Raw genomic sequence first — 20583 nt, 5'->3', positions numbered from 1 at the left:
CGTACGGTTCTCAAGCTCTCACCATACGTGGCAAGCCCCGGACGTGCGGCAGGGTCGACGCAAGCCGGCATCGCTCAGTCCTTGGGCTTGAATGTGGCGAAGGCCGTCTCGCGCAGCGTCCGGCACTCCTTGCTGTTCCACTCACTCGCCTTGCAGCTGATCATGATCGAGTAGCCGTGCGTGTCGTCGGCCCGGAAACCACGGTTCAGTACCCGGATCCGCTGGCCCTGCTGCGTACGCTCGAACTCCCAGTCGGCGACGGTCGGGTAGCCGTTGAACTCGATCTTCCTTATCCCGAGGTGCCGGTAGCCGTCGCTGCTGGCCGCGACCGCGCTCCTCGCGGCGTTCCAGGCGGCAGCGGCGTCCTGCCCGGGAGAGCTGTTGTAGTCGATCTGGACGCGCGGGAATCCACCGTCGACGGCATAGATCTGACCCGAGTTACTGCCCGCGATCTTGTAGCGCGTGAAGTTCTTGGGCATCGCCATCGTGAAGTGGAACTGCTTGTTGGTGACCGTCCTGTACCCGTCGGGCAGCGCGTCGTCGGCCTTCGAACTCCCGGTCCCGGAGCCATCCGACCCCTTGCCCGAGTCGTCGTCCTTGCCCTTGTCCTTGCCCTTGGACGTGTCCTTGCCCTGATCGTTGCTCGGGGCCTGGCCCTGGTCCTTGCCACTTGCGTCACCCTTGTCGGTGTCGCCGGAGGGGCCGCCCGCCGAGACGGAGGTGCCGCCCTTGCCCGAACTGCTGCTCTCGTTGCCCTTGTCGCCCCCGCCGAGCGTGAGCGCAAGGACCGTGCCGAGCACGGCGAGCGCGATGACGGCCGCGATGATCGCCAGGGTGCGGCGGGGTACCACATCCGTGATGGACGCCCGGACCGGTGCGTTCGATGAGCCGCCCGGACGCTGCGGGGGTACGCCACCGGCGGCGGAGGCCGGCGAAGCCGTGGGCCGGGCAGGAGCCGACGGGGCAGTCCGCGGCGCTGTCGAAGCGGCAGAAGCAGACGTCGAGGCGGCAACAGCCACACCCGCACCGGCGCCGGGCGCCGCCTTCGCGTTCCGTACGGAACGCAGCGCTCCGCGCAGGCGCTCACGCGCGCCCTCCCCGGCCTCTCCGCGCTTCGACGCCCCCTTGGTACGGGGGGCGCCGACGCGGTCGGGCAGCGCCATCACCTGGGTGGAGTCGGCCGGCGGGGGCACCACGGGAGCGGGCTTGTCGGCCGCGTGGATCACATCGTTGAGCAGGGCGCGCGCCCTCGCGTCGTCGAGCCGCTGCTCCGGGTCCCTGGCGAGCAGGCCGTAGATGACCTCCTCCAGCGGACCCGCGTTCTTCGGCGGGTCGAGCGGCTCGGTCATCACCGCGGTCAGGGTCGCGATCGCCGACCCCTTGTCGTACGGCGGGCAGCCCTCGACGCTCGCGTAGAGCAGTCCGCCGAGCGACCACAGGTCGGCGGGCGGTCCCGGCTTGTGCCCGCGGGCGCGCTCCGGCGAGATGTACGAGGGGGCGCCGACGAGCATGCCCGTCGAGGTGACGGACGGGTCGCCCTCGACCTGTGCGATGCCGAAATCGGTCAGGACGACCCGGCCGTCCTCGGAGATCAGCACGTTGGACGGCTTCACATCGCGGTGCAGAATGCCCTCGCGGTGCGCCAGGCGCAGCACGTCGAGGATGGCAAGGCCGACCTCGGCCGCGCGCTTCGGCGTCAGCACACCGTCCTCGCGCACCACCTCGGCGAGCGACTTGCCCTCGATCAGTTCCATCACGATCCACGGCCGGTCGTCCTCGTCGACCACGTCGTAGACCGTCACCGCGCCGTTGTTGCGGATCCTGGCGATCGCCTTCGCCTCGCGCAGAGTGCGTGTGATCAGCCGGCGCTTCTCGTCGTCGTCGATGGCCGACGGGAACCGCAGCTCCTTGACCGCCACCGTGCGGCCCAGCGTCTCGTCGACGGCACGCCAGACCGTGCCCATACCGCCCCGGCCGAGCACCTCCCCGAGCCGGTACCTACCCGCAAGGAGACGTCCATCCGTGTCCCGTTGGGGCTCCCGCGCCTGCTCCGCCTCCGACATGCGTCCCCTCTGCGATCAACCCGCCCTGGCAGAGCGTTCATTGTCCCTCACCCCGGGACCGGTCATGGGGCCGGGTCCGTGGTCCGTCATGATGTGGCCGGAGGAAGGGACTCCCTGCCATGCCGATTTTCAGGGCGCTGCTCGTCACCCCGTTGGTAATAACACTGCTCGGCCTCGGAACGGCGAGCCTGCCCAGCGAACCACATCTGACTCCCGCAGCCTCCTACCTTCCCCGGCTCGTCGCCCGGGGCGGCGCTCCGACCGCGGCGCTTCTGGCCCATCGCGCCCCCTCCGCCGCCTACGGCACATACCGTTCGACAGGCCCCGGCATCCGGCGGCAGGACCGGTTCCGGGCAGGCAGCATCACCAAGACCTTTGTCGCCACGGTCGTCCTCCAACTCGCCCGGGAGCACAGGCTGCAGCTGTCGGACACCGTGGACCGGCATCTGGCAGGGCTGGTGCACGGGCACGGCAACGACGGCCGCCGCATCACCCTGCGCGCCCTGCTCACCCACACCAGCGGACTGTACGACTACACGGCCGACACGGACGCCCACCCCGTCACCGCCACCGCTGCGGTCCGTACGGCCGTCGCCCATCGCCCCACGAACACCACCGGCGGCTTCGCCTACTCCAACACCAATTACGTCCTGCTCGGCCTCGTCGTTCAGCACGTCACGGGACACAGCTACGCCACCGAGATCCGCCGCCGCATCATCAATCCCCTTCATCTCACCGGCACGTCGCTCCCCGGCTCCCGCACCGCGCTGCCCGCACCGCACGGCCGCGGCTACTCCCGCGACCCGGCCGACGGCAGCCTCCGCGATGTCACCGCCCTCGACCCGCGCGCCGCGGGCGCCGCGGGCGAGCTCATCTCCACGCTCGCCGATCTGAACCGCTTCTACGCGGCCCTGCTGGGCGGGCGCCTGCTCCCGCCCGCCCAGCTGAACACCCTGCTGAACACCGCTGCGGCAGACGGGATCTATGGCATGGGCATCTATCCGCAGAAGCTCTCCTGCGGCACCACCGTCTGGGGTCATAACGGCCATATAGCGGGCAGTTATGTCCGCACCGCCGCCACCCGCGACGGCCGGCACACCCTGACGTTCCGCATCAACACGGACAGCCTGTCCGATGCGACCCTCGAACCGGCCCTCCTCGACGCCGAGTTCTGCCGACCTCGCTGAGGGCTGAGCGGACCGGCTCAGACCGGCACGATGTCCGGCGCTCCGAGCCGCGCCGCGTCCGCCGTCTGGTCGTCCGGCTGGCGCTGCGACTCCCGCTCCGCCTGCACGCGCTTCTCGTAGTGCTCCACCTCCCGCTCGATCTGGCTCTTGTTCCACCCCAGCACCGGCCCCATCAACTCCGCGCAGATCGCCGCGCTGCGGGTACCCCGGTCGAAGGTCTCGATGGAGATCCGGGTCCGCCGCGTCAGTACGTCGTCGAGATGGCGGGCCCCCTCGTGCGAAGCGGCGTAGACGATCTCGGCCTTCAGATAGTCGTCCGCCGCGGGCAGCGGCTCGCCGAGCGAGGGGTCGGCAACGATCAGTTCGAGGATTTCCTCCGTCATGGATCCGAACCGGTTCAGCAGATGCTCCACTCGGGCGACATGGAGCCCGGTGCGAGCCGCTATCCTCGCCCGCGCGTTCCACAGAGCCCGGTAGCCCTCCGCGCCCAGCAGCGGGATGTCCTCCGTGACACAGTCCGCCACCCGCTGATCGAGACCATGCACCGCCTCGTCGACGGCATCCTTCGCCATCACCCGGTACGTCGTGTACTTGCCGCCCGCGACGACCACGAGCCCCGGCAGCGGGTGCGCCACCGTGTGCTCGCGCGAGAGCTTGCTGGTCGCGTCCGACTCACCGGCCAGCAGGGGCCGCAGCCCGGCATAGACGCCCTGGACGTCGTCCCTGGTCAGCGGGGTGGCAAGGACCGAGTTGACGTGTTCGAGCAAGTAGTCGATATCGGCGCTGGACGCCGCCGGATGCGCCTTGTCCAGGTCCCAGTCGGTGTCCGTCGTCCCGACGATCCAGTGGCGCCCCCACGGGATCACGAACAGCACGGACTTCTCGGTCCGCAGGATCAGACCGGTCGAGGAGTGGATGCGGTCCTTCGGGACGACCAGATGGATTCCTTTGGACGCCCGGACATGGAACTGTCCACGCTCGCCGATCAGCGCCTGGGTGTCGTCCGTCCACACCCCCGTGGCGTTGACCACCTGTTTGGCCCTGACCTCGTACTCCCCGCCCGCTTCGACGTCCTCCACCCGCGCGCCGACGACCCGCTCGCCCTCCCGCAGGAAGCCGATCACCCGCGCCCGGTTCGCCACGTGCGCGCCGTAGCCGGCGGCCGTGCGCACCAGCGTCGCCACATAGCGGGCGTCGTCCATCTGGGCGTCGTAGTACTGCAACGCTCCGACCAGTGCGTCCTTCTTGAGCGCGGGCGCGACCTGCAGGGCGCGGCGACGGGAGAGATGCCGGTGCACGGGCAGCCCGCGACCGTGCCCCGACGACACCGACATCGCGTCGTACAGCGCGACACCCGAACCGGCGTAGAGCCGCTCCCAGCCCTTGTGCTGCAGCGGATAGAGGAAAGGCACGGGCTTCACCAGGTGCGGGGCCAGCCGCTCCAGCAGCAGCCCGCGCTCCTTCAGTGCCTCCCGTACGAGCGCGAAGTCGAGCATCTCCAGATAGCGCAGTCCGCCATGGATCAGCTTGCTCGACCTGCTCGACGTGCCGGAAGCCCAGTCGCGCGCCTCGACCAGTCCGGTCGAGAGTCCTCTTGTGGCTGCATCCAGCGCCGTCCCGGCGCCGACCACACCCGCTCCCACGACCAGCACGTCCAGTTCGCGCTCGGCCAGCGCGGCGAGCGCCTCGGCACGCTCCGCGGGTCCCAGTGTCGCTGTCCTCACTGCTGCCTCCCGGTAGATCGGGGTGGTCCGGCACGGGGATGCGGTCCGACCGAGGGGGTCGGGTGCCCGTGCCCACCACTCGATTCTGTCCGCGGTCCGCGACTTCAGCCACCGCCTGTGGACAACACCCGGTCAACGAGAGCCGCACAATGCGACATATAGGTCATATTTACGCCTAGTGTGACATTGCACTGTCCCCAGCGGTTGCGCTTTCTGCCTTCATGGTCTTAGGGAAGGACGGCCACCCACATGCCCGCAGACCTCGCCATCATCGGACTCGGTCACCTCGGCCTGCCCCTCGCCCAAGCCGCCGTCGCCGCCGGTATCCAGACCGTCGGCTACGACACCGACCCCCGCCCGTTCGCCGAGCTCTCCGCCGGCCGCACCCCCGTCGAAGGTTCCCTCGCCGCTTCGGAGATCCGCCGGATGCTCTCGGGGGGCTTCCGGCCCACCACCGACCCGGCCGAGCTCGGCCGGGTCCGTACCGCCGTGATCTGCGCGCCCACCCCCCTCGGCGCCGACCGCACACTCGATCTCGCCGCCGTCGGCGATGCCGCCCGCGCCCTCGCCGCCCGGCTGCGCCCGCACACCACCGTCCTGCTCGAATCTGCCGTGCCCCCCGGCACCACCGAGAACTTCGTACGCCCCCTCCTCGAAGAGGGCTCGGGGCTGCGCGCCGGCCGCGACTTCCACCTCGCCTGCTCCCCCAGCCGCCTCGACCCCGGCAACCGCACCCACGTCTACAGCAACACCCCCAAGGTCATCGGCGGCCTCACCCCGGCCTGCACCGAATCGGCCGCCACCTTCTACGGCCGGCTCACCGACAAGGTCGTACGGGCCCGCGGGCCGCGCGAGGCCGAGATGACGAAGGTCCTGGAGACCAACTTCCGGCACGTCAACATCGCGCTGGTCAACGAGATGGCCGTGCTCTGCCACGACCTCGGCGTCGACCTCTGGGACGTCATCCGGTGCGCCGAGACCAAGCCGTTCGGCTTCCAGCCGTTCCGTCCGGGCCCCGGCGTCGGCGGCCACTGCCCCCCGGTCGACCCGGGCTTCCTCCCGTACAGCAGCCGCACCCCCGGCCACCCGCTGCGGATGGTCTCGCTCGCCCAGGAGATCAACGACCGGATGCCGAGTTACGTGATCCAGCGCTGCGCCACCCTGCTGAACGAACACGGCAAGTCCGTCCGCGGCGCCCGGGTCCTGCTCCTCGGCGTCACCTACAAGCCGGATCTCGCCGACCAGGAGGCCTCCCCCGCCCGGGAGATCGCCACCCGGCTGATGGACATGGGTGCACAGATCGGCTACCACGACCCGCACGTCCTGGACTGGCGCGTCCGCGAACTGCCCGTGCCGCGCGCGGACTCACTGTACGAAGCGGCGTCGAGCGCGGACCTGACGGTGCTGCTCCAGCACCACCGCACGTACGACCTCCAGGGCCTCGCCGTGAAGGCCCAACTCCTCCTGGACACCCGGGGCGCCACCCCGGCAGGAGCGGCGCACCGGCTGTGAAGACGGTCCCCCCAAGGATTTCGGTGGGCGATGTCGGAGACGACTGCTAGCCTGCGGCGTCACTTCTCGCACAGTCGTGCGCTTTCGTCCCAGGGGGGATCCAGCACCATGAGTCAGCCCGTGCCGCCGTCGAACCAGCCCCAGCAGCCCTCCGACGCGCAGCCAGGCGGCGGCAATCCGTTCGCCGCCCAGCAGCCGGGCCAGCCCGGTCAGCCCGGCGTCCCGACCGGCAACCCGTTCGCGGGTCAGCAGCCCGGCCAGCCCGGCCAGTTCGGCGGCGTGCCGTTCGCACCGGCCGCGGCACCCACGCGGAACAACCTCGGTCTGGGTGTAGCCACCGCTGTGGCTGCTGCGATCGTCGCGGCGATCCTCTACGGCGTCATCGCCGGTGCGATCGAGCGCGAGGTCGGCTACATCGCCATCGGTGTCGGCCTCCTGGTCGGCTTCGCCGCGGGCAAGGTCGGTGGCAGCAACCCGGTCCTGCCGATCGTCAGCGCCGTCCTGTCGCTCGGTGCCATCTACCTCGGCCAGCTCATCGGCATGGCCGTGATCGTGTCCGACAAGTTCAGCGTCTCGTTCACAGACGTCTTCTTCGACAAGTTCGGTCCGCTGACCGACGCCTGGAGCGAGTCCGCGGACTTCAAGACGTACCTGTTCATCGCCATCGGCGCCTTCGCGGCGTACGGCGGCGCCAGGAAGGCGAGCGACTGACGCACGCACAAGGGAGGGCCAGGACCGCAATGCGGCCCTGGCCCTCCCGTCTTGCTCGGAACAATCAGCGGCGGTGCTGCGAGTCCGCCACCGTCACCTCGACGCGCTGGAACTCCTTCAGGTCGCTGTACCCCGTCGTCGCCATCGCCCGGCGCAGCGCACCGAAGATGTTCATCGAGCCGTCAGGGGTATGCGAGGGGCCCGTGAGGACCTCCTCCGTCGTGCCGACGGAGCCCAGGTCCACCAGCTTGCCGCGCGGCACGTCCTCGTGGACCGCCTCCATGCCCCAGTGCCGGCCGCGGCCGGGAGCGTCCGTCGCACGGGCCAGCGGGGAGCCCATCATCACGGCGTCGGCGCCGCAGGCGATGGCCTTCGGCAGGTCGCCGGACCAGCCGACGCCGCCGTCCGCGATCACGTGCACATACCGGCCACCGGACTCGTCCATGTAGTCGCGGCGGGCCCCGGCCACATCGGCGACCGCGGTCGCCATCGGGACCTGGATACCGAAGACGTTGCGCGTGGTGTGCGCGGCGCCGCCGCCGAAGCCGACGAGGACACCGGCCGCACCGGTACGCATCAGGTGCAGGGCCGCGGTGTACGTGGCGCAGCCGCCGACGATCACCGGAACGTCCAGCTCGTAGATGAACTGCTTGAGGTTGAGCGGCTCGGCCGCACTCGAGACGTGCTCGGCGGAGACCGTCGTACCGCGGATGACAAAGATGTCGACGCCGGCGTCGACGACAGCCTTGGAGAACTGGGCGGTGCGCTGCGGCGAGAGCGCGGCGGCGGTGACGACACCGGAGTCGCGCACCTCCTTGATGCGCTGCCCGATCAGCTCCTCCTGGATCGGTGCGGCGTAGATCTCTTGGAGGCGGCGGGTCGCCGACTCCACAGGCATCCCGGCGATCTCGTCGAGGAGCGGCTGCGGGTCGGCGTGCCGGGTCCACAGGCCTTCGAGGTTGAGGACGCCGAGACCGCCCAGCTCACCGATCCGGATCGCGGTCTGCGGGGAGACCACGGAGTCCATCGGAGCGGCCAGGAACGGCAGCTCGAACCGGTAGGCGTCGATCTGCCAGGCGATCGAGACCTCCTTCGGGTCGCGGGTGCGACGGCTCGGCACGACGGCGATGTCGTCGAAGGCGTACGCCCGGCGGCCGCGCTTGCCGCGCCCGATCTCGATCTCAGTCACGATGGTGTGGCCTTTCAGTTCCCTAGGCGTACTGTCTGCGTTTTCCAGTATCCCCGACACACAGGTGAGGGGCGGTCCCAGTACGCCCGGACCGCCCCTCACCTGTTCTGTTGCGTTACTTCCTGCTGTAGTTCGGCGCTTCGACCGTCATCTGGATGTCGTGCGGGTGGCTCTCCTTGAGACCCGCCGAGGTGATCCGGACGAACCGGCCGTTGGCCTGGAGCTCCGGAACGGTGCGGCCGCCGACGTAGAACATCGACTGGCGCAGACCGCCGGTGAGCTGGTGGACGACCGCGGACAGCGGGCCGCGGTACGGGACCTGGCCCTCGATGCCCTCGGGGACCAGCTTCTCGTCGGAGGCGACGCCCTCCTGGAAGTAGCGGTCCTTGGAGAACGACTTGCGGTCGCCACGCGTCTGCATCGCGGCGAGCGAACCCATGCCGCGGTACGACTTGAACTGCTTGCCGTTGATGAAGAGCAGCTCGCCCGGGGACTCCTCGCAGCCCGCCAGCAGCGAGCCGAGCATCACGGTGTCCGCACCGGCCACCAGGGCCTTGGCGATGTCTCCGGAGTACTGCAGGCCGCCGTCGCCGATGACCGGCACACCGGCCGCCTTGGCGGCGAGCGATGCCTCGTAGATCGCGGTGACCTGCGGGACGCCGATGCCGGCGACCACGCGGGTGGTGCAGATGGAGCCGGGGCCGACACCCACCTTGATGCCGTCGACGCCCGCGTCGATCAGCGCCTGGGCGCCGTCACGGGTGGCGACGTTGCCGCCGATGACGTCGGCACCCGACGCGTTCGACTTGATCTTGGCGACCATGTCGGAGACGAGGCGGGAGTGGCCGTGGGCGGTGTCGACGACGATGAAGTCGACGCCTGCCTCGACGAGTGCCTGGGCGCGCTCGAAGGCGTCACCCGCAACACCGACGGCGGCTCCGACCAGCAGCCGGCCTTCCTTGTCCTTCGCGGCGTTCGGGTACTTCTCCGCCTTGACGAAGTCCTTGACGGTGATGAGGCCCTTGAGAGCCCCGGTGTCGTCGACCAGCGGAAGCTTCTCGATCTTGTGGCGGCGCAGCAGCTCCATGGCGTCCACGCCGGAGATGCCGACCTTGCCGGTGACGAGCGGCATCGGCGTCATTACCTCGCGCACCTGGCGCGAACGGTCCGCCTCGAAGGCCATGTCACGGTTGGTGACGATGCCGAGAAGCTTGCCTGCCGCGTCGGTGACCGGCACGCCACTGATGCGGAACTTGGCGCACAGCTCGTCGGCGTCGCGCAGGGTCGCGTCCGGGTTCACCGTGATCGGGTCGGTGACCATGCCGGACTCGGAACGCTTCACCAGGTCGACCTGGTTGGCCTGGTCCGCGATGGAGAGATTGCGGTGCAGTACACCGGCGCCGCCCTGGCGGGCCATGGCGATCGCCATGCGGGCCTCGGTGACCTTGTCCATCGCGGCGGACAGCAGCGGGATGTTCACCCGCACGTTCTTCGAGATGTACGAGGAAGTATCGATCTGATCGGGCGCCATGTCGGACGCGCCGGGCAGCAGCAGCACGTCGTCGTATGTCAGCCCGAGCGACGCGAATTTCTCGGGCACTCCGTCGACGTTTGCAGTCATGACACCTTCCCCAAATGGCCTTGATCGGTGCGGATGTCCATGCTAACGGCCTCCGGGGGTGTCTCATTCCACGAGCAAGATCACCTAGAGGTTCTGTAGCTTCGTACGGAACTCCGTTCCGGGGTGAAGCCGGTGCCGCTCACTGCTCGGCGAGGGCCCGCAGCCTGCTCAACGCGCGGTGCTGGGCGACCCGGACGGCGCCCGGCGACATGCCGAGCATCTGCCCGGTCTCCTCGGCGGTCAGACCGACCGCGACCCGGAGGACCAGCAGCTCGCGCTGGTTCTCCGGGAGGTTGGCGAGGAGCTTCTTGGCCCAGGCGGCATCGCTGCTGAGCAGCGCGCGCTCCTCGGGCCCGAGCGAATCGTCCGGCCGCTCCGGCATCTCGTCGGAGGGCACGGCGGTCGATCCCGGGTGCCGCATGGCGGCGCGCTGGAGATCGGCGACCTTGTGGCCGGCGATGGCGAAGACAAAGGCTTCGAAGGGTCTGCCGGTGTCCTTGTAGCGCGGCAACGCCATCAGCACCGCGACACAGACCTCCTGCGCCAGGTCCTCCACGAAGTGGCGAGCATCACCGGGCAGCCGGTTCAGCCGGGACCTGCAGTAGCGCAGCGCGAGGGGATGGACATGGGCCAGCAGATCATGGGTGGCCTGCGCGTCGCCGTCGACGGCACGGTGCACCAGAGCACCGATCACCGTCGTCTCGTCGTCGCGCATCGGACCATGGTGCCTCGGTGCCGCTTCATCCGTGGCACCGCGTCCGTAGTTGTGCACCGAAGCGTTATGAGCGGGTGCGCCGGAAGTCATGTCCTGCGCCCTCCCCTTCCGCTCGACCGAATCGTTCCCGAGGAACTCCACATCTCAAGGATGCGGCATCGGCCGGGAAGCGTCACATACCGCGGGGGACCGGCTCCCGATCGGCGGTCCGGCGCCCCCGCCGCCCCGTCCGCCGGAGTGCGGACGGGGAGACCCCCTACCGGCCATCGCCGGTCATCAGCGCACCAGGCCCCAGCGGAAGCCGAGCGCCACGGCGTGCGCCCGGTCCGAGGCGCCGAGCTTCTTGAAAAGCCGCCGGGCGTGCGTCTTCACCGTGTCCTCGGAGAGGAAGAGCTCGCGCCCGATCTCCGCGTTGGAACGGCCATGGCTCATCCCTTCGAGCACCTGGATCTCACGCGCCGTGAGCGTCGGCGCCGCACCCATCTCGGCCGACCGCAGCCGGCGCGGGGCGAGCCGCCACGTCGGATCGGCCAGCGCCTGGGTGACGGTCGCCCGCAGCTCCGCGCGGGAGGCGTCCTTGTGCAGATAGCCGCGGGCACCGGCGGCGACCGCGAGCGCGACACCGTCCAGGTCCTCGGCGACGGTCAGCATGATGATCCGCGCCCCGGGATCGGCGGAGAGCAGTCGCCGGACCGTCTCCACACCTCCCAGACCGGGCATGCGTACGTCCATCAAAATCAAATCCGAACGGTCGGCACCCCAGCGGCGGAGAACTTCCTCACCGTTGGCCGCCGTCGTCACACGCTCGACGCCGGGCACGGTCGCAACCGCGCGACGGAGCGCCTCTCGGGCAAGCGGGGAGTCGTCGCAGACGAGGACGGATGTCATGACCGTCCTCCGCAGCTGATGCGCGTCACCTTGAGCCTCCAGGCTGATACAAGTCGTCACCTGTGCGGTTGACACTCTCGGACATCTGCCCGATCGCTTTTTCCGTCAACCGCTTCCGCCCTCTCAACGATGGTCACTCGAAAGAGTTACGGGTACGACGGCCGAGTTCGGCACTCTACGTGAGGAGTCACTCACGGAGGAGAGCGGCGCGGATTGTCCAGTCATCAATCGAAGCTTCACCTGAAGGCATGCCCCATTTAGCGGGTTTTCTTCCCTTTTGCGGGTATCTGTGGATAGATTCGCAATCAGTCATATTTACATCTACTTACACCGTAGATGTACGGTCATGAGCACGGTCACCGACGAACGACTACCGCGTAGCCGACTCAGCATGGTTTCGAGGGGACAAGCAATGGCAGATTTCTCCCGCCTTCCCGGACCAAACGCCGATCTGTGGGACTGGCAGCTGCTGGCGGCCTGCCGCGGGGTCGACAGCTCGCTGTTCTTCCACCCGGAGGGTGAGCGCGGGGCAGCCCGGAGCGCCCGCGAAAACTCGGCGAAGGAGGTCTGTATGCGATGCCCGGTACGCGCCGAGTGCGCGGCTCACGCCCTGGCGGTACGTGAGCCCTACGGAGTGTGGGGCGGGCTGACCGAGGACGAGCGCGAAGAGCTCATGGGACGGGCCCGCAACCGACTGATCACGACAGCAGGGGCGCCATCGGGGCTGACCGCCCCCTCAGGACACGGCTGACCCTCGCACCGCACAGAACAATCGAAGAAACGTTCCTGCACCCCCTAGCGGACCGCCGCCAGGGAAAGCTGGTCCAGCGTGGCCGCCACGGCCGGGACCTGCGCCAGGTCCGGGAGCGTGAGCGCGACGATCTCACGCTCGACCGCCGGCTCCACCGTCACGGTGCGGGCCCCTTTGGGACGTACCGACTCGATCGCCAGTTCCGGCAGCACGGCCACCCCCAGGCCGGCGCCGACCAGGCCGATCACCGCCGGGTAGTCATCCGTGGCGAAGTCGATCCGGGGGGTGAAACCGGACTCCTCGCAGACCTCCACCAGTTGACGGCGGCAGCGCGGACAGCCCGCGATCCAGGACTCGTCCGCCAGTTCACCGATCCCGACCGCATCCGCGCCGGCAAGCCGGTGCCCGTCGGGGACGAGGCCGATCAGCCGGTCGGTGAGCAGCGGACGTACGACCAGGTCGTCCCATTCGGCGCCCGAGGTGCCGTAGCGGAAGGCCAGCGCGATGTCGCAGTCTCCCTCCCGGAGCATCTCGACCGAGCGCGGCGGCTCGGCCTCGACGAGGGAGACCCGCGTACCCGGGTGGGCGGCACGGAGGGCGGCGAGGGCGCCGGGAACCAGCGTGGAACTGCCGCTGGGGAACGAGACGAGCCGGACCCGGCCGGCCCGCAGCCCGGCGATCGCGGCGACCTCCTCCTCGGCGGCGGTCAGCCCGGCGAGGATGCCGGAGGCGTGACGCACAAGCGCCTCACCCGCCTGGGTGAGCCGCATCTCGCGACCTGTGCGGATCAGCAGCGGAGTGCCCGCGGAGGACTCCAGGGCCTTCATCTGCTGGCTGACCGCGGGCTGGGTGCAGCCCAGTTCACGCGCGGCGGCGGAGAACGAACCGGTGGCGGCCACGGCGCGCAGGACACGGAGATGACGGGCTTCGATCACCTTTCAACCATAAGACACTCTTGGGGCAGAAGCGAGTAACCGTCCTGTGGCTTTGAGACGGGAGTGGTTAGCGTTGTCCCCATGAAGCCGACGGAGCCGACGAAGCCGATGAAGTTGCTCACTGTGAATGCGGGACGTCCCGAGGCGGTCGCGTACACCGATGCCCTCGGCGGCGTCACCGGGATCGACAAGAGGCCGGCCGACGGTTCGGTACGGGTCACCGACCCCGGCCCCCAGGGCACCGGCGGCAGCGGAGTGGCCGGGGACACGGTCTGCGATCTGCGCCATCACGGCGGCACCGACCAGGCCGTGTACGCCTTCGCCCGCGAGGACCTCGACGCCTGGGAGACCTCGCTCGGCCGTGCGCTGGCCAATGGCGCGTTCGGCGAGAACCTGACGACCTCCGGACTGGACGTGAGCGGCGCGAAGATCGGCGAGCGCTGGCGGATCGGCCCCTCGCTGGTGCTGGAGGTGACGTCGGGCCGCATTCCGTGCCGTACGTTCGGCGGGCACCTCGGCGAGAGCCGATGGGTCAAGCGGTTCACGGAGGCGGCTGCTCCGGGCGCCTACCTGCGGGTGATCGCGCCGGGCGGGATCCGCGCCGGGGACCCGGTCGAGATCGTGCACCGGCCGGACCACGACGTCACGGTGCAGCTGGAGTTCCTGGCCTCGACGACTCGGCGGGAGCTGCTTCCGGAGCTGCTCGCGGCCCGGGACGCACTCCACCCCCGGACGCTGCGCTCCGCCCTGAAGTATGTGGAGTCGGCGGCCTCGGGCGGGTGATCCCCGCGCTGGGCGTGGCACTAACGTGCCGCGTATGACGACTGCACTGATTACGGGCGCGACCGCGGGGATCGGGGCCGCCTTCGCACGGCGGCTCGCGGCCGAAGGGCACAACCTGGTGCTGGTGGCGCGCAACACCGAGCGGCTCCGGGAACAGGCCACCGAACTGCACGACCGGCACGGCATCGAGGCCGAGGTGCTGACCGCCGATCTGTCCGAGGACGACGGGATCGCCTCGGTCGAGGCGCGGTTGACGGACCGTCAGCAATCCGTCGACCTACTGATCAACAACGCCGGGTTCGGCAACAAGGGCCGCTATCTGGAGGTGTCGACAGCCGATGAGCTGAAGATGCTGAAGGTGCACTGCGAGGCGGTGCTGCGGCTGACCTCGGCGGCCGCGGCCGGAATGAAGGAACGCGGGCGGGGCGGGGTCGTCAATGTGGCCTCGGTGGCGGCGTTCGTACCGCGCGGGACGTACGGCGCGTCCAAGGCATGGGTCGTCCAGTTCACCCAGGGCGCGGCAAGGGATCTGGCCGGGTCGGGCGTGCGGCTGATGGCGCTCTGCCCCGGCTTCGTACGGACCGAGTTCCATGAGCGGGCCGGGATGGGGACCGGCAACATCCCGGGCTGGATGTGGCTCGACGCGGACAAGCTGGTGGCGACGGCGCTGGCGGATCTGGCACGCGGCAAGTCCGTCTCGATCCCGGACGCGCGGTACAAGACGCTGATGGGGCTGGTGAAGGTGGCGCCGCGCGGCCTGCTCGGAGGGGTCACCTCCAAGACAGGCCGCAAGTACGGGCCGCAGTGAGCGGGTTCTTATCGGATGGAGCGGCCCGCGCAGACACCGGTGTCCGGGGGCTGGGGGCTCGGCTCGACCGGGCGCTGAGGGAAGACCGAAGGCCCCCTGTTCCTGCCACTGAGCGGCGGGAACAGGGGGCCTTCTACGGCTGCGAGCCGGTGCGGCTACGCGTCAGTGCGAGTGACCGTGGCCGCCGTGACCGGCCTCGGCCTCGTCCTCGGCCGGCTTCTCGACGACCAGGGTCTCGGTCGTGAGCAGCAGCGACGCGATGGACGCGGCGTTCTCCAGCGCGGAACGGGTGACCTTGACCGGGTCGATGACGCCGGCCTTCACCAGGTCGCCGTACTCGCCGGTCGCGGCGTTGAAGCCCTGACCCTTGTCGAGGTCGGCGACCTTCGAGGTGATGACGTAACCCTCGAGGCCCGCGTTCTCGGCGATCCAGCGCAGCGGCTCGACGGCGGCACGGCGCACGACCGCGACACCGGTGGCCTCGTCGCCGGTCTTGCCGAGGTTGCCCTCGAGAACCTTGACGGCGTGGACCAGGGCGGAGCCACCACCGGAGACGATGCCCTCCTCGACCGCGGCGCGGGTCGCGGAGATGGCGTCCTCCAGACGGTGCTTCTTCTCCTTGAGCTCCACCTCGGTGGCAGCACCGACACGGATCACGCACACGCCGCCGGCCAGCTTCGCAAGGCGCTCCTGGAGCTTCTCGCGGTCCCAGTCGGAGTCCGTGGCGTCGATCTCGGCCTTGATCTGGTTGACCCGGCCCTTGACGTCGCCGGGCTCGCCGCCGCCGTCCACGATGGTCGTGTCGTCCTTGGAGACGGTCACGCGGCGCGCCGTGCCCAGCACGTCCAGACCGGCCTGGTCGAGCTTGAGGCCGACCTCCTCGGCGATGACGGTCGCACCGGTGAGAGTGGCGATGTCGCCGAGCATGGCCTTGCGGCGGTCACCGAAGCCCGGGGCCTTCACCGCGACGGCGTTGAAGGTGCCACGGATCTTGTTGACGACCAGGGTCGACAGGGCCTCGCCCTCGACGTCCTCGGCGATGATCAGCAGCGGCTTGGAGCCGCCGGCCTGGATGACCTTCTCCAGCAGCGGGAGCAGCTCCTGGATCGAGCCGATCTTGCCCTGGTGGATCAGGATGTACGGGTCGTCGAGGACGGCCTCCATACGCTCTTGGTCGGTCACCATGTACGGCGACAGGTAGCCCTTGTCGAAGGCCATGCCCTCGGTGAACTCGAGGTCCAGACCGAAGGTGTTGGACTCCTCGACGGTGATGACACCGTCCTTGCCGACCTTGTCCATCGCGTCCGCGATGAGCTCGCCGACCTGCGAGTCCTGCGCGGAGAGCGCGGCCACGGCGGCGATGTCGGACTTGTCGTCGATCGGGCGGGCGGTCGCGAGGAGCTCCTCGGACACGGCCTTGACCGCGGCGTCGATGCCCTTCTTCAGGGCGGCCGGGGACGCACCCGCGGCGACGTTGCGCAGGCCCTCGCGGACGAGCGCCTGGGCGAGCACGGTGGCGGTGGTGGTGCCGTCACCCGCTACGTCGTTGGTCTTGGTCGCCACCTCCTTCACCAGCTGGGCACCGAGGTTCTCGTACGGGTCGTCGAGCTCGACCTCGCGCGCGATGGTGACACCGTCGTTGGTGATGGTGGGAGCGCCGAACTTCTTGTCGATGACGACGTTGCGGCCCTTGGGGCCGATCGTCACCTTCACCGTGTCGGCAAGCTTGTTGACGCCACGCTCGAGGGCGCGACGGGCGTCCTCGTCGAACTTCAGAATCTTCGCCATGGGAGCTGAGTTGTCCTCTCAAACGAACTGCGCCCCTGACCTCCCGGCTGGTTATTTCGCAGGGGGCCAGGGGCGCAGAACAGAAGCAAACGTGGGTGAATTACTTCTCGATGATCGCGAGCACGTCGCGAGCCGAGAGGACGAGGTACTCCTCGCCGTTGTACTTCACCTCGGTGCCGCCGTACTTGCTGTAGAGCACGATGTCACCGGTGTTGACGTCGAGCGGAAGCCGCTCGCCGTTCTCGAAGCGACCCGGGCCCACGGCCAGGACGACGCCCTCCTGGGGCTTCTCCTTGGCGGTGTCCGGGATGACCAGGCCAGAGGCCGTGGTCTGCTCGGCGTCGAGCGGCTGGACCACAATGCGGTCCTCAAGCGGCTTGATGGCAACCTTGGAGCTGGTGGTCGTCACGATCCGGCCTCCCCCTTCGGAGATCTCGGGGTTAACTGCGGGGTTAACTGTCTGGGGTGGCGACCAGGTGGATCCGTCGTCGCGGGTGCCGGACCTGCCAGTCGCGCAGTACTGCTGGCACTCTCCAGTGGGGAGTGCCAGAGCCGAGACTATGACCGCGATTAGCACTCGGTCAAGCGGAGTGCCAATTACGTGCGGTCGTGGCGTGACGGCCACGGGCGAGGTCCCCCCTGAAGCGCAGTCCAGGAGCATGCGGCCCCGGGCGAGGCCCATGGGGCGAAGCGCACGGGTTGAAGCGCACAGGCGCGCGGCTACCGCTGGTCGCACCCGGCCCCGGAGGCCACCGAGCCGTGCGGTTCCGGCCGGTCCGGCCACCGGTGCCGCTGCCTCAGCGGGGCCGACAGCCGGGAGTCTCCGGACTCCTGCGGCCGATCCCGCCGCCCGCAGGCGGTGACGGGCAACGCCCCGGGCACCCCGCGATCACCCCGCACGCCCGTCGTCGGCCCCGGCCCCGACGTCCGCCCGGGCCCGGGCGCCCAGTGCGGGTGGTGCACCTTCTGCGCGGCCTTCCGGCCCAGCCGTTCGATCGGGTCGACCGACTGCGCGCACCCGGCGGTGGCGGTCAGGAGCACACCGGCCGCCAGCAGTCCGGCGAGCAGCCGGCGCGCCCGGCTCATACGTAGTCCTCCAGCCGGGCCACGGCGTACCCCTTGTCCGTGATGGTCTTCATGACCGCGCGGATCATGTCGGCCATGCTGCCGTCCCAGTCCTCGCTGCCCCGGAAGTGCGTGAGGATGATGTCGCCGGGGCGCAGATCGCGGTCCCACTCCCGCCACTCCATGTGGTCGGGGAACGCCTCCTCGGCCCACAGCGGCACGGCCTTGATGCCGCAGGACCGCGCGATGCGCAGCGTGTCCCGGTTGTAGTTGCCGTAGGGCGGACGGAAGAGGGTGGGACGCTTCCCGTACTCCTTCTCGATGATGTCCTGCTGGTCGCAGATCTCGCTCTCCTGCTCGCTGTAGGAGAGGCCGGGCAGATAGGGGTGGTTGAGCGTGTGGTTGTTGAGCGTGACGCCCCGGTCCTGCGCCTCCTTGAAGTAGCCGTAGTCGTCGCGCACCAGGTAGTCGCTGAGGAAGGCGCTGAACGGGATCCTCAGCTCCGACATCATCCGCAGCAGCTCGGGGTCCTTTTCGGCACCGTCGTCGATCGTCAGGAAGACGATCCGGTCCCTGGTCGGGACGGTGGTGAAGACAGGGGGCAGCGAGTCGTCACCGCCCTCGACCTCGAAGCCCTTGCGGGTGGTGAGGTACGGCTTCACGGCGGGCGGGGCGGGAGGGGCCAGCGGCGTCCTCTCCAGCCCCCACTTCCTGGCGGCCACCGCACGGGCGGCCTGGGTCAGGTCCAGCTTCTCGCGATACGTGGACAGGTCACGGGGCGGGCCGGCCAGCCCGGCGGGGGCACCCGGCCGGCCCGCGGGAGGCCTGGCGGCCCGGTGCTCGGCGCGGCCGCCGGACTCGGAGGCGCAACCGGAGCCGACGGCCGCGACAACGAGCGCGGCCAGGGCCGCGTAACCCGGTCCCCGTCGCCGGTGACCCCGCCTGCGACGGATCGGGCCCAGCCTCCGCCCCGGCATGACAGATTCTTCCTTTTGTCGTAAAAGCCACATGGCGTCGCATAGTGCCAGCAGTCGAACGATCGCTCGGCCCGACAGCGCCGCCGGACCCCGAGCGGTCCCTCGGCTGGCTCACAATGGGCCGGTGAACGCCTTCGCCCCGACCGGCCCGACAGACCCGCGCGACCCGAGCGACCCGTCCGGCGCCACCGACCCGCTCACCGCCTTCACGGCCCTGCGCACTCCCGAGGGCGCGGCGCTCCTGACCGAGCTGCGGTCCTACGACCCCGCCCAGGAACTCGCCACCGCGACCCGGCTGCGCCGCAGCCACCCGGCCGCGCTGGTTTCGGCGGCGCTGGGGCAGGCGCGGCTGCGGCAGCGGGCGGCGGCGAAGTTCGGTGCCGAGGACGCGTACCGGATGTTCTTCACGCCGAACGGTGTCGAGCAGGCGACCCGTACGTCGGTCGCCACGTACCGGGCCGGCCGGTTCGCCGCGGCCGGCGTCCGCAGCGTCGCCGATCTCTGCTGCGGGATCGGTGGCGACGCCATCGCGCTCGCCCGCGCGGGCATCTCCGTCCTCGCCGTGGACCGCGACCCGCTGACCGCCGAGGTGGCCCGCGCCAACGCCGCCGCGCTCGGACTGGACACCCTGATCGAGGTGCGGTGCGCCGATGTCACCGAGATCGACACCGCCGTGTACGACGCCGTGTTCGTCGACCCGGCCCGGCGCGGCGGACGCGGCAGGATCTTCGACCCGGAGGCGTACTCCCCGCCGCTCTCCTGGGCGACCGGCGCCGCACTCAAGGCGCCCCACGCCGCGCTGAAAATCGCCCCCGGCGTCCCGCACGAGGCCGTCCCGGAGCAGGCGGAGGCCGAGTGGATCTCGGACGGCGGCGACGTGAAGGAGGCGGTGCTCTGGTTCGGCGAGGGTTTCGCGGCCGGCTCGTACCGCGCCACGCTGCTCCCGGCCGGCGCCACCCTGTCGGCCCCGGCCGCGCTCCCCGCCCCGCCCGTCGGCCCGGTCGGCCGCTACTTGTACGAGCCGGACGGCGCCGTCATCCGTGCGCATCTGGTTGCCGACATCGTGGAGCGGTCGGGCGGCCGGCTGATCGACGAGACGATCGCGTACGTCACGAGCGACGAGCCGTACGACTCCCCGTACACCTCCGCGTACGAGATCACCGACCGGCTGCCGTTCAACATGAAGAAGCTCAAGGCGCTGCTGCGGGAGCGGGAGGTCGGCGTCCTGACCGTCAAGAAGCGGGGCTCGGCCGTCGAACCGGAGGAGCTGCGCCGCAAGATGAAGCTCCAGGGCCCGAACGCCGCGACCGTGTTCCTGACCCGGGTCGCCGGGGCGCCGACCATGCTGATCGGCCACCCCGTACGGCCAAGGACGCCTTAGGCCAGGTCGGTCAGTTCGTCCGCGTACACCTGGGAGAGCGGCTGCGGGCCCACATACTGCTGGCAGTTGCACTGCCCGGCTTCGAAGCGGACCGGCTTCTTGCTCTCGTCCCAGGCCGTCGGCACCTCGACCCGCTCATGGCACTTGCCCTGCTTGTCATGCTTGGCAAGGTGATGCGTGCAGCCGCAGACCGGCTCCGGCGGCCGGTTCGCCGCCTCGACGGCCAGGCGTTCCTGCTTGCTGGCCTCCAGCAGTTCGAGCTTGCGGGCGTGCCGGTTGCGCAGCGCCGTACGGACGTTGTCGACCGCCCATCCGAAGCCGCCGGTCCAGAAGACGATGAGCACCCACCAGTACCACTCCATGTGACACCCTCCCCCTGCGCAGATCCTGCTACGCGGCCAGGATAGGGGCGAGGTCAGCGGTGAGCGCCGCCGCCGACGGAGAACAGCGGCTCAGGCTCGGGCGCGCCGACGGGCACGGTACGC

19 protein-coding genes are annotated in these 20583 nt (G+C 69.9%); 7 read left to right on the top strand and 12 right to left on the bottom strand.

Annotation, left to right across the window (positions count from 1 at the left end):
- Window positions 1-74: 74 nt before the first annotated feature.
- A complete protein-coding gene (locus tag ABZV38_RS19600) occupies window positions 75-2063 on the bottom strand; it encodes a serine/threonine-protein kinase (RefSeq protein ID WP_356328562.1) in 1989 nt (662 codons plus the stop codon).
- 119 nt (window positions 2064-2182) lie between these two features.
- Here ABZV38_RS19600 and ABZV38_RS19595 point away from each other — a divergent pair, with 119 nt between their 5' ends.
- Complete coding sequence (locus tag ABZV38_RS19595) at window positions 2183-3250, top strand: serine hydrolase domain-containing protein (protein ID WP_356328560.1); 1068 nt, start codon at window positions 2183-2185, stop codon at window positions 3248-3250.
- 17 nt (window positions 3251-3267) lie between these two features.
- On the opposite strand, the gene ABZV38_RS19590 is transcribed toward ABZV38_RS19595, so the two are convergent.
- Window positions 3268-4974: a glycerol-3-phosphate dehydrogenase/oxidase gene (locus ABZV38_RS19590; protein WP_356328558.1), complete on the bottom strand. Its 1707-nt coding sequence runs from the start codon at window positions 4972-4974 to the stop codon at window positions 3268-3270.
- A 249-nt stretch (window positions 4975-5223) separates the two neighbouring features.
- Here ABZV38_RS19590 and ABZV38_RS19585 point away from each other — a divergent pair, with 249 nt between their 5' ends.
- Both ABZV38_RS19585 and ABZV38_RS19580 read left to right on the top strand, forming a co-directional pair.
- A complete protein-coding gene (locus tag ABZV38_RS19585; RefSeq protein ID WP_356328557.1) occupies window positions 5224-6486 on the top strand; it encodes a nucleotide sugar dehydrogenase in 1263 nt (420 codons plus the stop codon).
- Between the two features lie 108 nt (window positions 6487-6594).
- Complete coding sequence (locus ABZV38_RS19580) at window positions 6595-7197, top strand: hypothetical protein (protein ID WP_356328556.1); 603 nt, start codon at window positions 6595-6597, stop codon at window positions 7195-7197.
- 64 nt (window positions 7198-7261) lie between these two features.
- Here the strand turns inward: ABZV38_RS19580 and ABZV38_RS19575 are convergent, their stop codons facing one another.
- The 4 genes from ABZV38_RS19575 to ABZV38_RS19560 form a co-directional block, all read right to left on the bottom strand.
- The gene (locus tag ABZV38_RS19575; RefSeq protein WP_356328554.1) at window positions 7262-8386 is read right to left on the bottom strand and encodes a GuaB3 family IMP dehydrogenase-related protein; all 1125 of its coding nucleotides are present in this window, start codon (window positions 8384-8386) and stop codon (window positions 7262-7264) included.
- A 115-nt stretch (window positions 8387-8501) separates the two neighbouring features.
- A complete protein-coding gene (gene guaB, locus ABZV38_RS19570; RefSeq protein ID WP_356328552.1) occupies window positions 8502-10007 on the bottom strand; it encodes an IMP dehydrogenase in 1506 nt (501 codons plus the stop codon).
- A gap of 139 nt (window positions 10008-10146) precedes the next feature.
- Window positions 10147-10722, bottom strand: coding sequence for a sigma-70 family RNA polymerase sigma factor (locus ABZV38_RS19565; RefSeq protein WP_030084428.1), 576 nt, complete (start codon window positions 10720-10722; stop codon window positions 10147-10149).
- Window positions 10723-10998: 276 nt separating this feature from the next.
- Window positions 10999-11610: a response regulator transcription factor gene (locus ABZV38_RS19560; protein ID WP_003948568.1), complete on the bottom strand. Its 612-nt coding sequence runs from the start codon at window positions 11608-11610 to the stop codon at window positions 10999-11001.
- Window positions 11611-12022: 412 nt separating this feature from the next.
- On the opposite strand from ABZV38_RS19560, the gene ABZV38_RS19555 reads away from it, so the two are divergent.
- Entirely contained in the window at window positions 12023-12361 is a 339-nt protein-coding gene (locus tag ABZV38_RS19555) for a WhiB family transcriptional regulator (RefSeq protein ID WP_356328550.1), read from the top strand.
- Between the two features lie 44 nt (window positions 12362-12405).
- Here ABZV38_RS19555 and ABZV38_RS19550 read toward each other — a convergent pair whose 3' ends face one another.
- Window positions 12406-13296, bottom strand: coding sequence for a LysR family transcriptional regulator (locus ABZV38_RS19550; protein WP_356328548.1), 891 nt, complete (start codon window positions 13294-13296; stop codon window positions 12406-12408).
- 108 nt (window positions 13297-13404) lie between these two features.
- On the opposite strand from ABZV38_RS19550, the gene ABZV38_RS19545 reads away from it, so the two are divergent.
- Both ABZV38_RS19545 and ABZV38_RS19540 read left to right on the top strand, forming a co-directional pair.
- On the top strand, window positions 13405-14079 hold the full coding sequence (locus tag ABZV38_RS19545; RefSeq protein WP_356328637.1) for an MOSC domain-containing protein: 675 nt from the start codon (window positions 13405-13407) through the stop codon (window positions 14077-14079).
- Window positions 14080-14113: 34 nt separating this feature from the next.
- Entirely contained in the window at window positions 14114-14887 is a 774-nt protein-coding gene (locus tag ABZV38_RS19540; protein ID WP_356328546.1) for an SDR family oxidoreductase, read from the top strand.
- A gap of 162 nt (window positions 14888-15049) precedes the next feature.
- Here the strand turns inward: ABZV38_RS19540 and groL are convergent, their stop codons facing one another.
- The 4 genes from groL to ABZV38_RS19520 all read right to left on the bottom strand — a co-directional run bounded on the left by groL (window position 15050) and on the right by ABZV38_RS19520 (window position 18750).
- On the bottom strand, window positions 15050-16675 hold the full coding sequence (gene groL / locus ABZV38_RS19535; RefSeq protein WP_356328545.1) for a chaperonin GroEL: 1626 nt from the start codon (window positions 16673-16675) through the stop codon (window positions 15050-15052).
- 100 nt (window positions 16676-16775) lie between these two features.
- On the bottom strand, window positions 16776-17084 hold the full coding sequence (gene groES / locus ABZV38_RS19530) for a co-chaperone GroES (RefSeq protein WP_037688098.1): 309 nt from the start codon (window positions 17082-17084) through the stop codon (window positions 16776-16778).
- Window positions 17085-17395: 311 nt separating this feature from the next.
- Window positions 17396-17761, bottom strand: coding sequence for a hypothetical protein (locus tag ABZV38_RS19525; RefSeq protein WP_356328644.1), 366 nt, complete (start codon window positions 17759-17761; stop codon window positions 17396-17398).
- Window positions 17758-18750 carry a polysaccharide deacetylase family protein gene (locus tag ABZV38_RS19520; protein ID WP_356328543.1) on the bottom strand — a complete coding sequence of 331 codons (993 nt, stop codon included), beginning with the start codon at window positions 18748-18750 and terminating at the stop codon, window positions 17758-17760. The genes ABZV38_RS19525 and ABZV38_RS19520 overlap by 4 nt, the downstream gene beginning before the upstream one ends.
- A gap of 181 nt (window positions 18751-18931) precedes the next feature.
- On the opposite strand from ABZV38_RS19520, the gene ABZV38_RS19515 reads away from it, so the two are divergent.
- Window positions 18932-20098 (top strand): class I SAM-dependent methyltransferase, encoded by a 1167-nt coding sequence (locus ABZV38_RS19515; protein ID WP_356328635.1) that lies wholly within the window; start codon window positions 18932-18934, stop codon window positions 20096-20098.
- Here ABZV38_RS19515 and ABZV38_RS19510 read toward each other — a convergent pair.
- Window positions 20095-20460, bottom strand: a complete 366-nt coding sequence (locus ABZV38_RS19510) for a hypothetical protein (protein ID WP_356328541.1) — start codon at window positions 20458-20460, stop codon at window positions 20095-20097. The two genes, ABZV38_RS19515 and ABZV38_RS19510, sit on opposite strands and share 4 nt — an antisense overlap.
- Window positions 20461-20583: the final 123 nt, after the last annotated feature.

Origin of the sequence: Streptomyces sp. NPDC005181 (assembly GCF_040608395.1) — a bacterium.
GTDB lineage: Bacteria > Actinomycetota > Actinomycetes > Streptomycetales > Streptomycetaceae > Streptomyces.
This window is presented reverse-complemented; position numbering and strand designations above follow the sequence as displayed.

Coding starts and splice junctions, on each gene's coding strand:
- ABZV38_RS19600 (WP_356328562.1), bottom strand. CDS start 2,063: ATGTCGGAGGCGGAGCAGGCGCGGGAGCCCCAACGGGACACGGATGGA.
- ABZV38_RS19595 (WP_356328560.1), top strand. CDS start 2,183: ATGCCGATTTTCAGGGCGCTGCTCGTCACCCCGTTGGTAATAACACTG.
- ABZV38_RS19585 (WP_356328557.1), top strand. CDS start 5,224: ATGCCCGCAGACCTCGCCATCATCGGACTCGGTCACCTCGGCCTGCCC.
- ABZV38_RS19580 (WP_356328556.1), top strand. CDS start 6,595: ATGAGTCAGCCCGTGCCGCCGTCGAACCAGCCCCAGCAGCCCTCCGAC.
- guaB (WP_356328552.1), bottom strand. CDS start 10,007: ATGACTGCAAACGTCGACGGAGTGCCCGAGAAATTCGCGTCGCTCGGG.
- ABZV38_RS19565 (WP_030084428.1), bottom strand. CDS start 10,722: ATGCGCGACGACGAGACGACGGTGATCGGTGCTCTGGTGCACCGTGCC.
- ABZV38_RS19560 (WP_003948568.1), bottom strand. CDS start 11,610: ATGACATCCGTCCTCGTCTGCGACGACTCCCCGCTTGCCCGAGAGGCG.
- ABZV38_RS19555 (WP_356328550.1), top strand. CDS start 12,023: ATGGCAGATTTCTCCCGCCTTCCCGGACCAAACGCCGATCTGTGGGAC.
- ABZV38_RS19545 (WP_356328637.1), top strand. CDS start 13,405: ATGAAGTTGCTCACTGTGAATGCGGGACGTCCCGAGGCGGTCGCGTAC.
- ABZV38_RS19540 (WP_356328546.1), top strand. CDS start 14,114: ATGACGACTGCACTGATTACGGGCGCGACCGCGGGGATCGGGGCCGCC.
- groL (WP_356328545.1), bottom strand. CDS start 16,675: ATGGCGAAGATTCTGAAGTTCGACGAGGACGCCCGTCGCGCCCTCGAG.
- ABZV38_RS19525 (WP_356328644.1), bottom strand. CDS start 17,761: ATGAGCCGGGCGCGCCGGCTGCTCGCCGGACTGCTGGCGGCCGGTGTG.
- ABZV38_RS19520 (WP_356328543.1), bottom strand. CDS start 18,750: ATGTGGCTTTTACGACAAAAGGAAGAATCTGTCATGCCGGGGCGGAGG.
- ABZV38_RS19510 (WP_356328541.1), bottom strand. CDS start 20,460: ATGGAGTGGTACTGGTGGGTGCTCATCGTCTTCTGGACCGGCGGCTTC.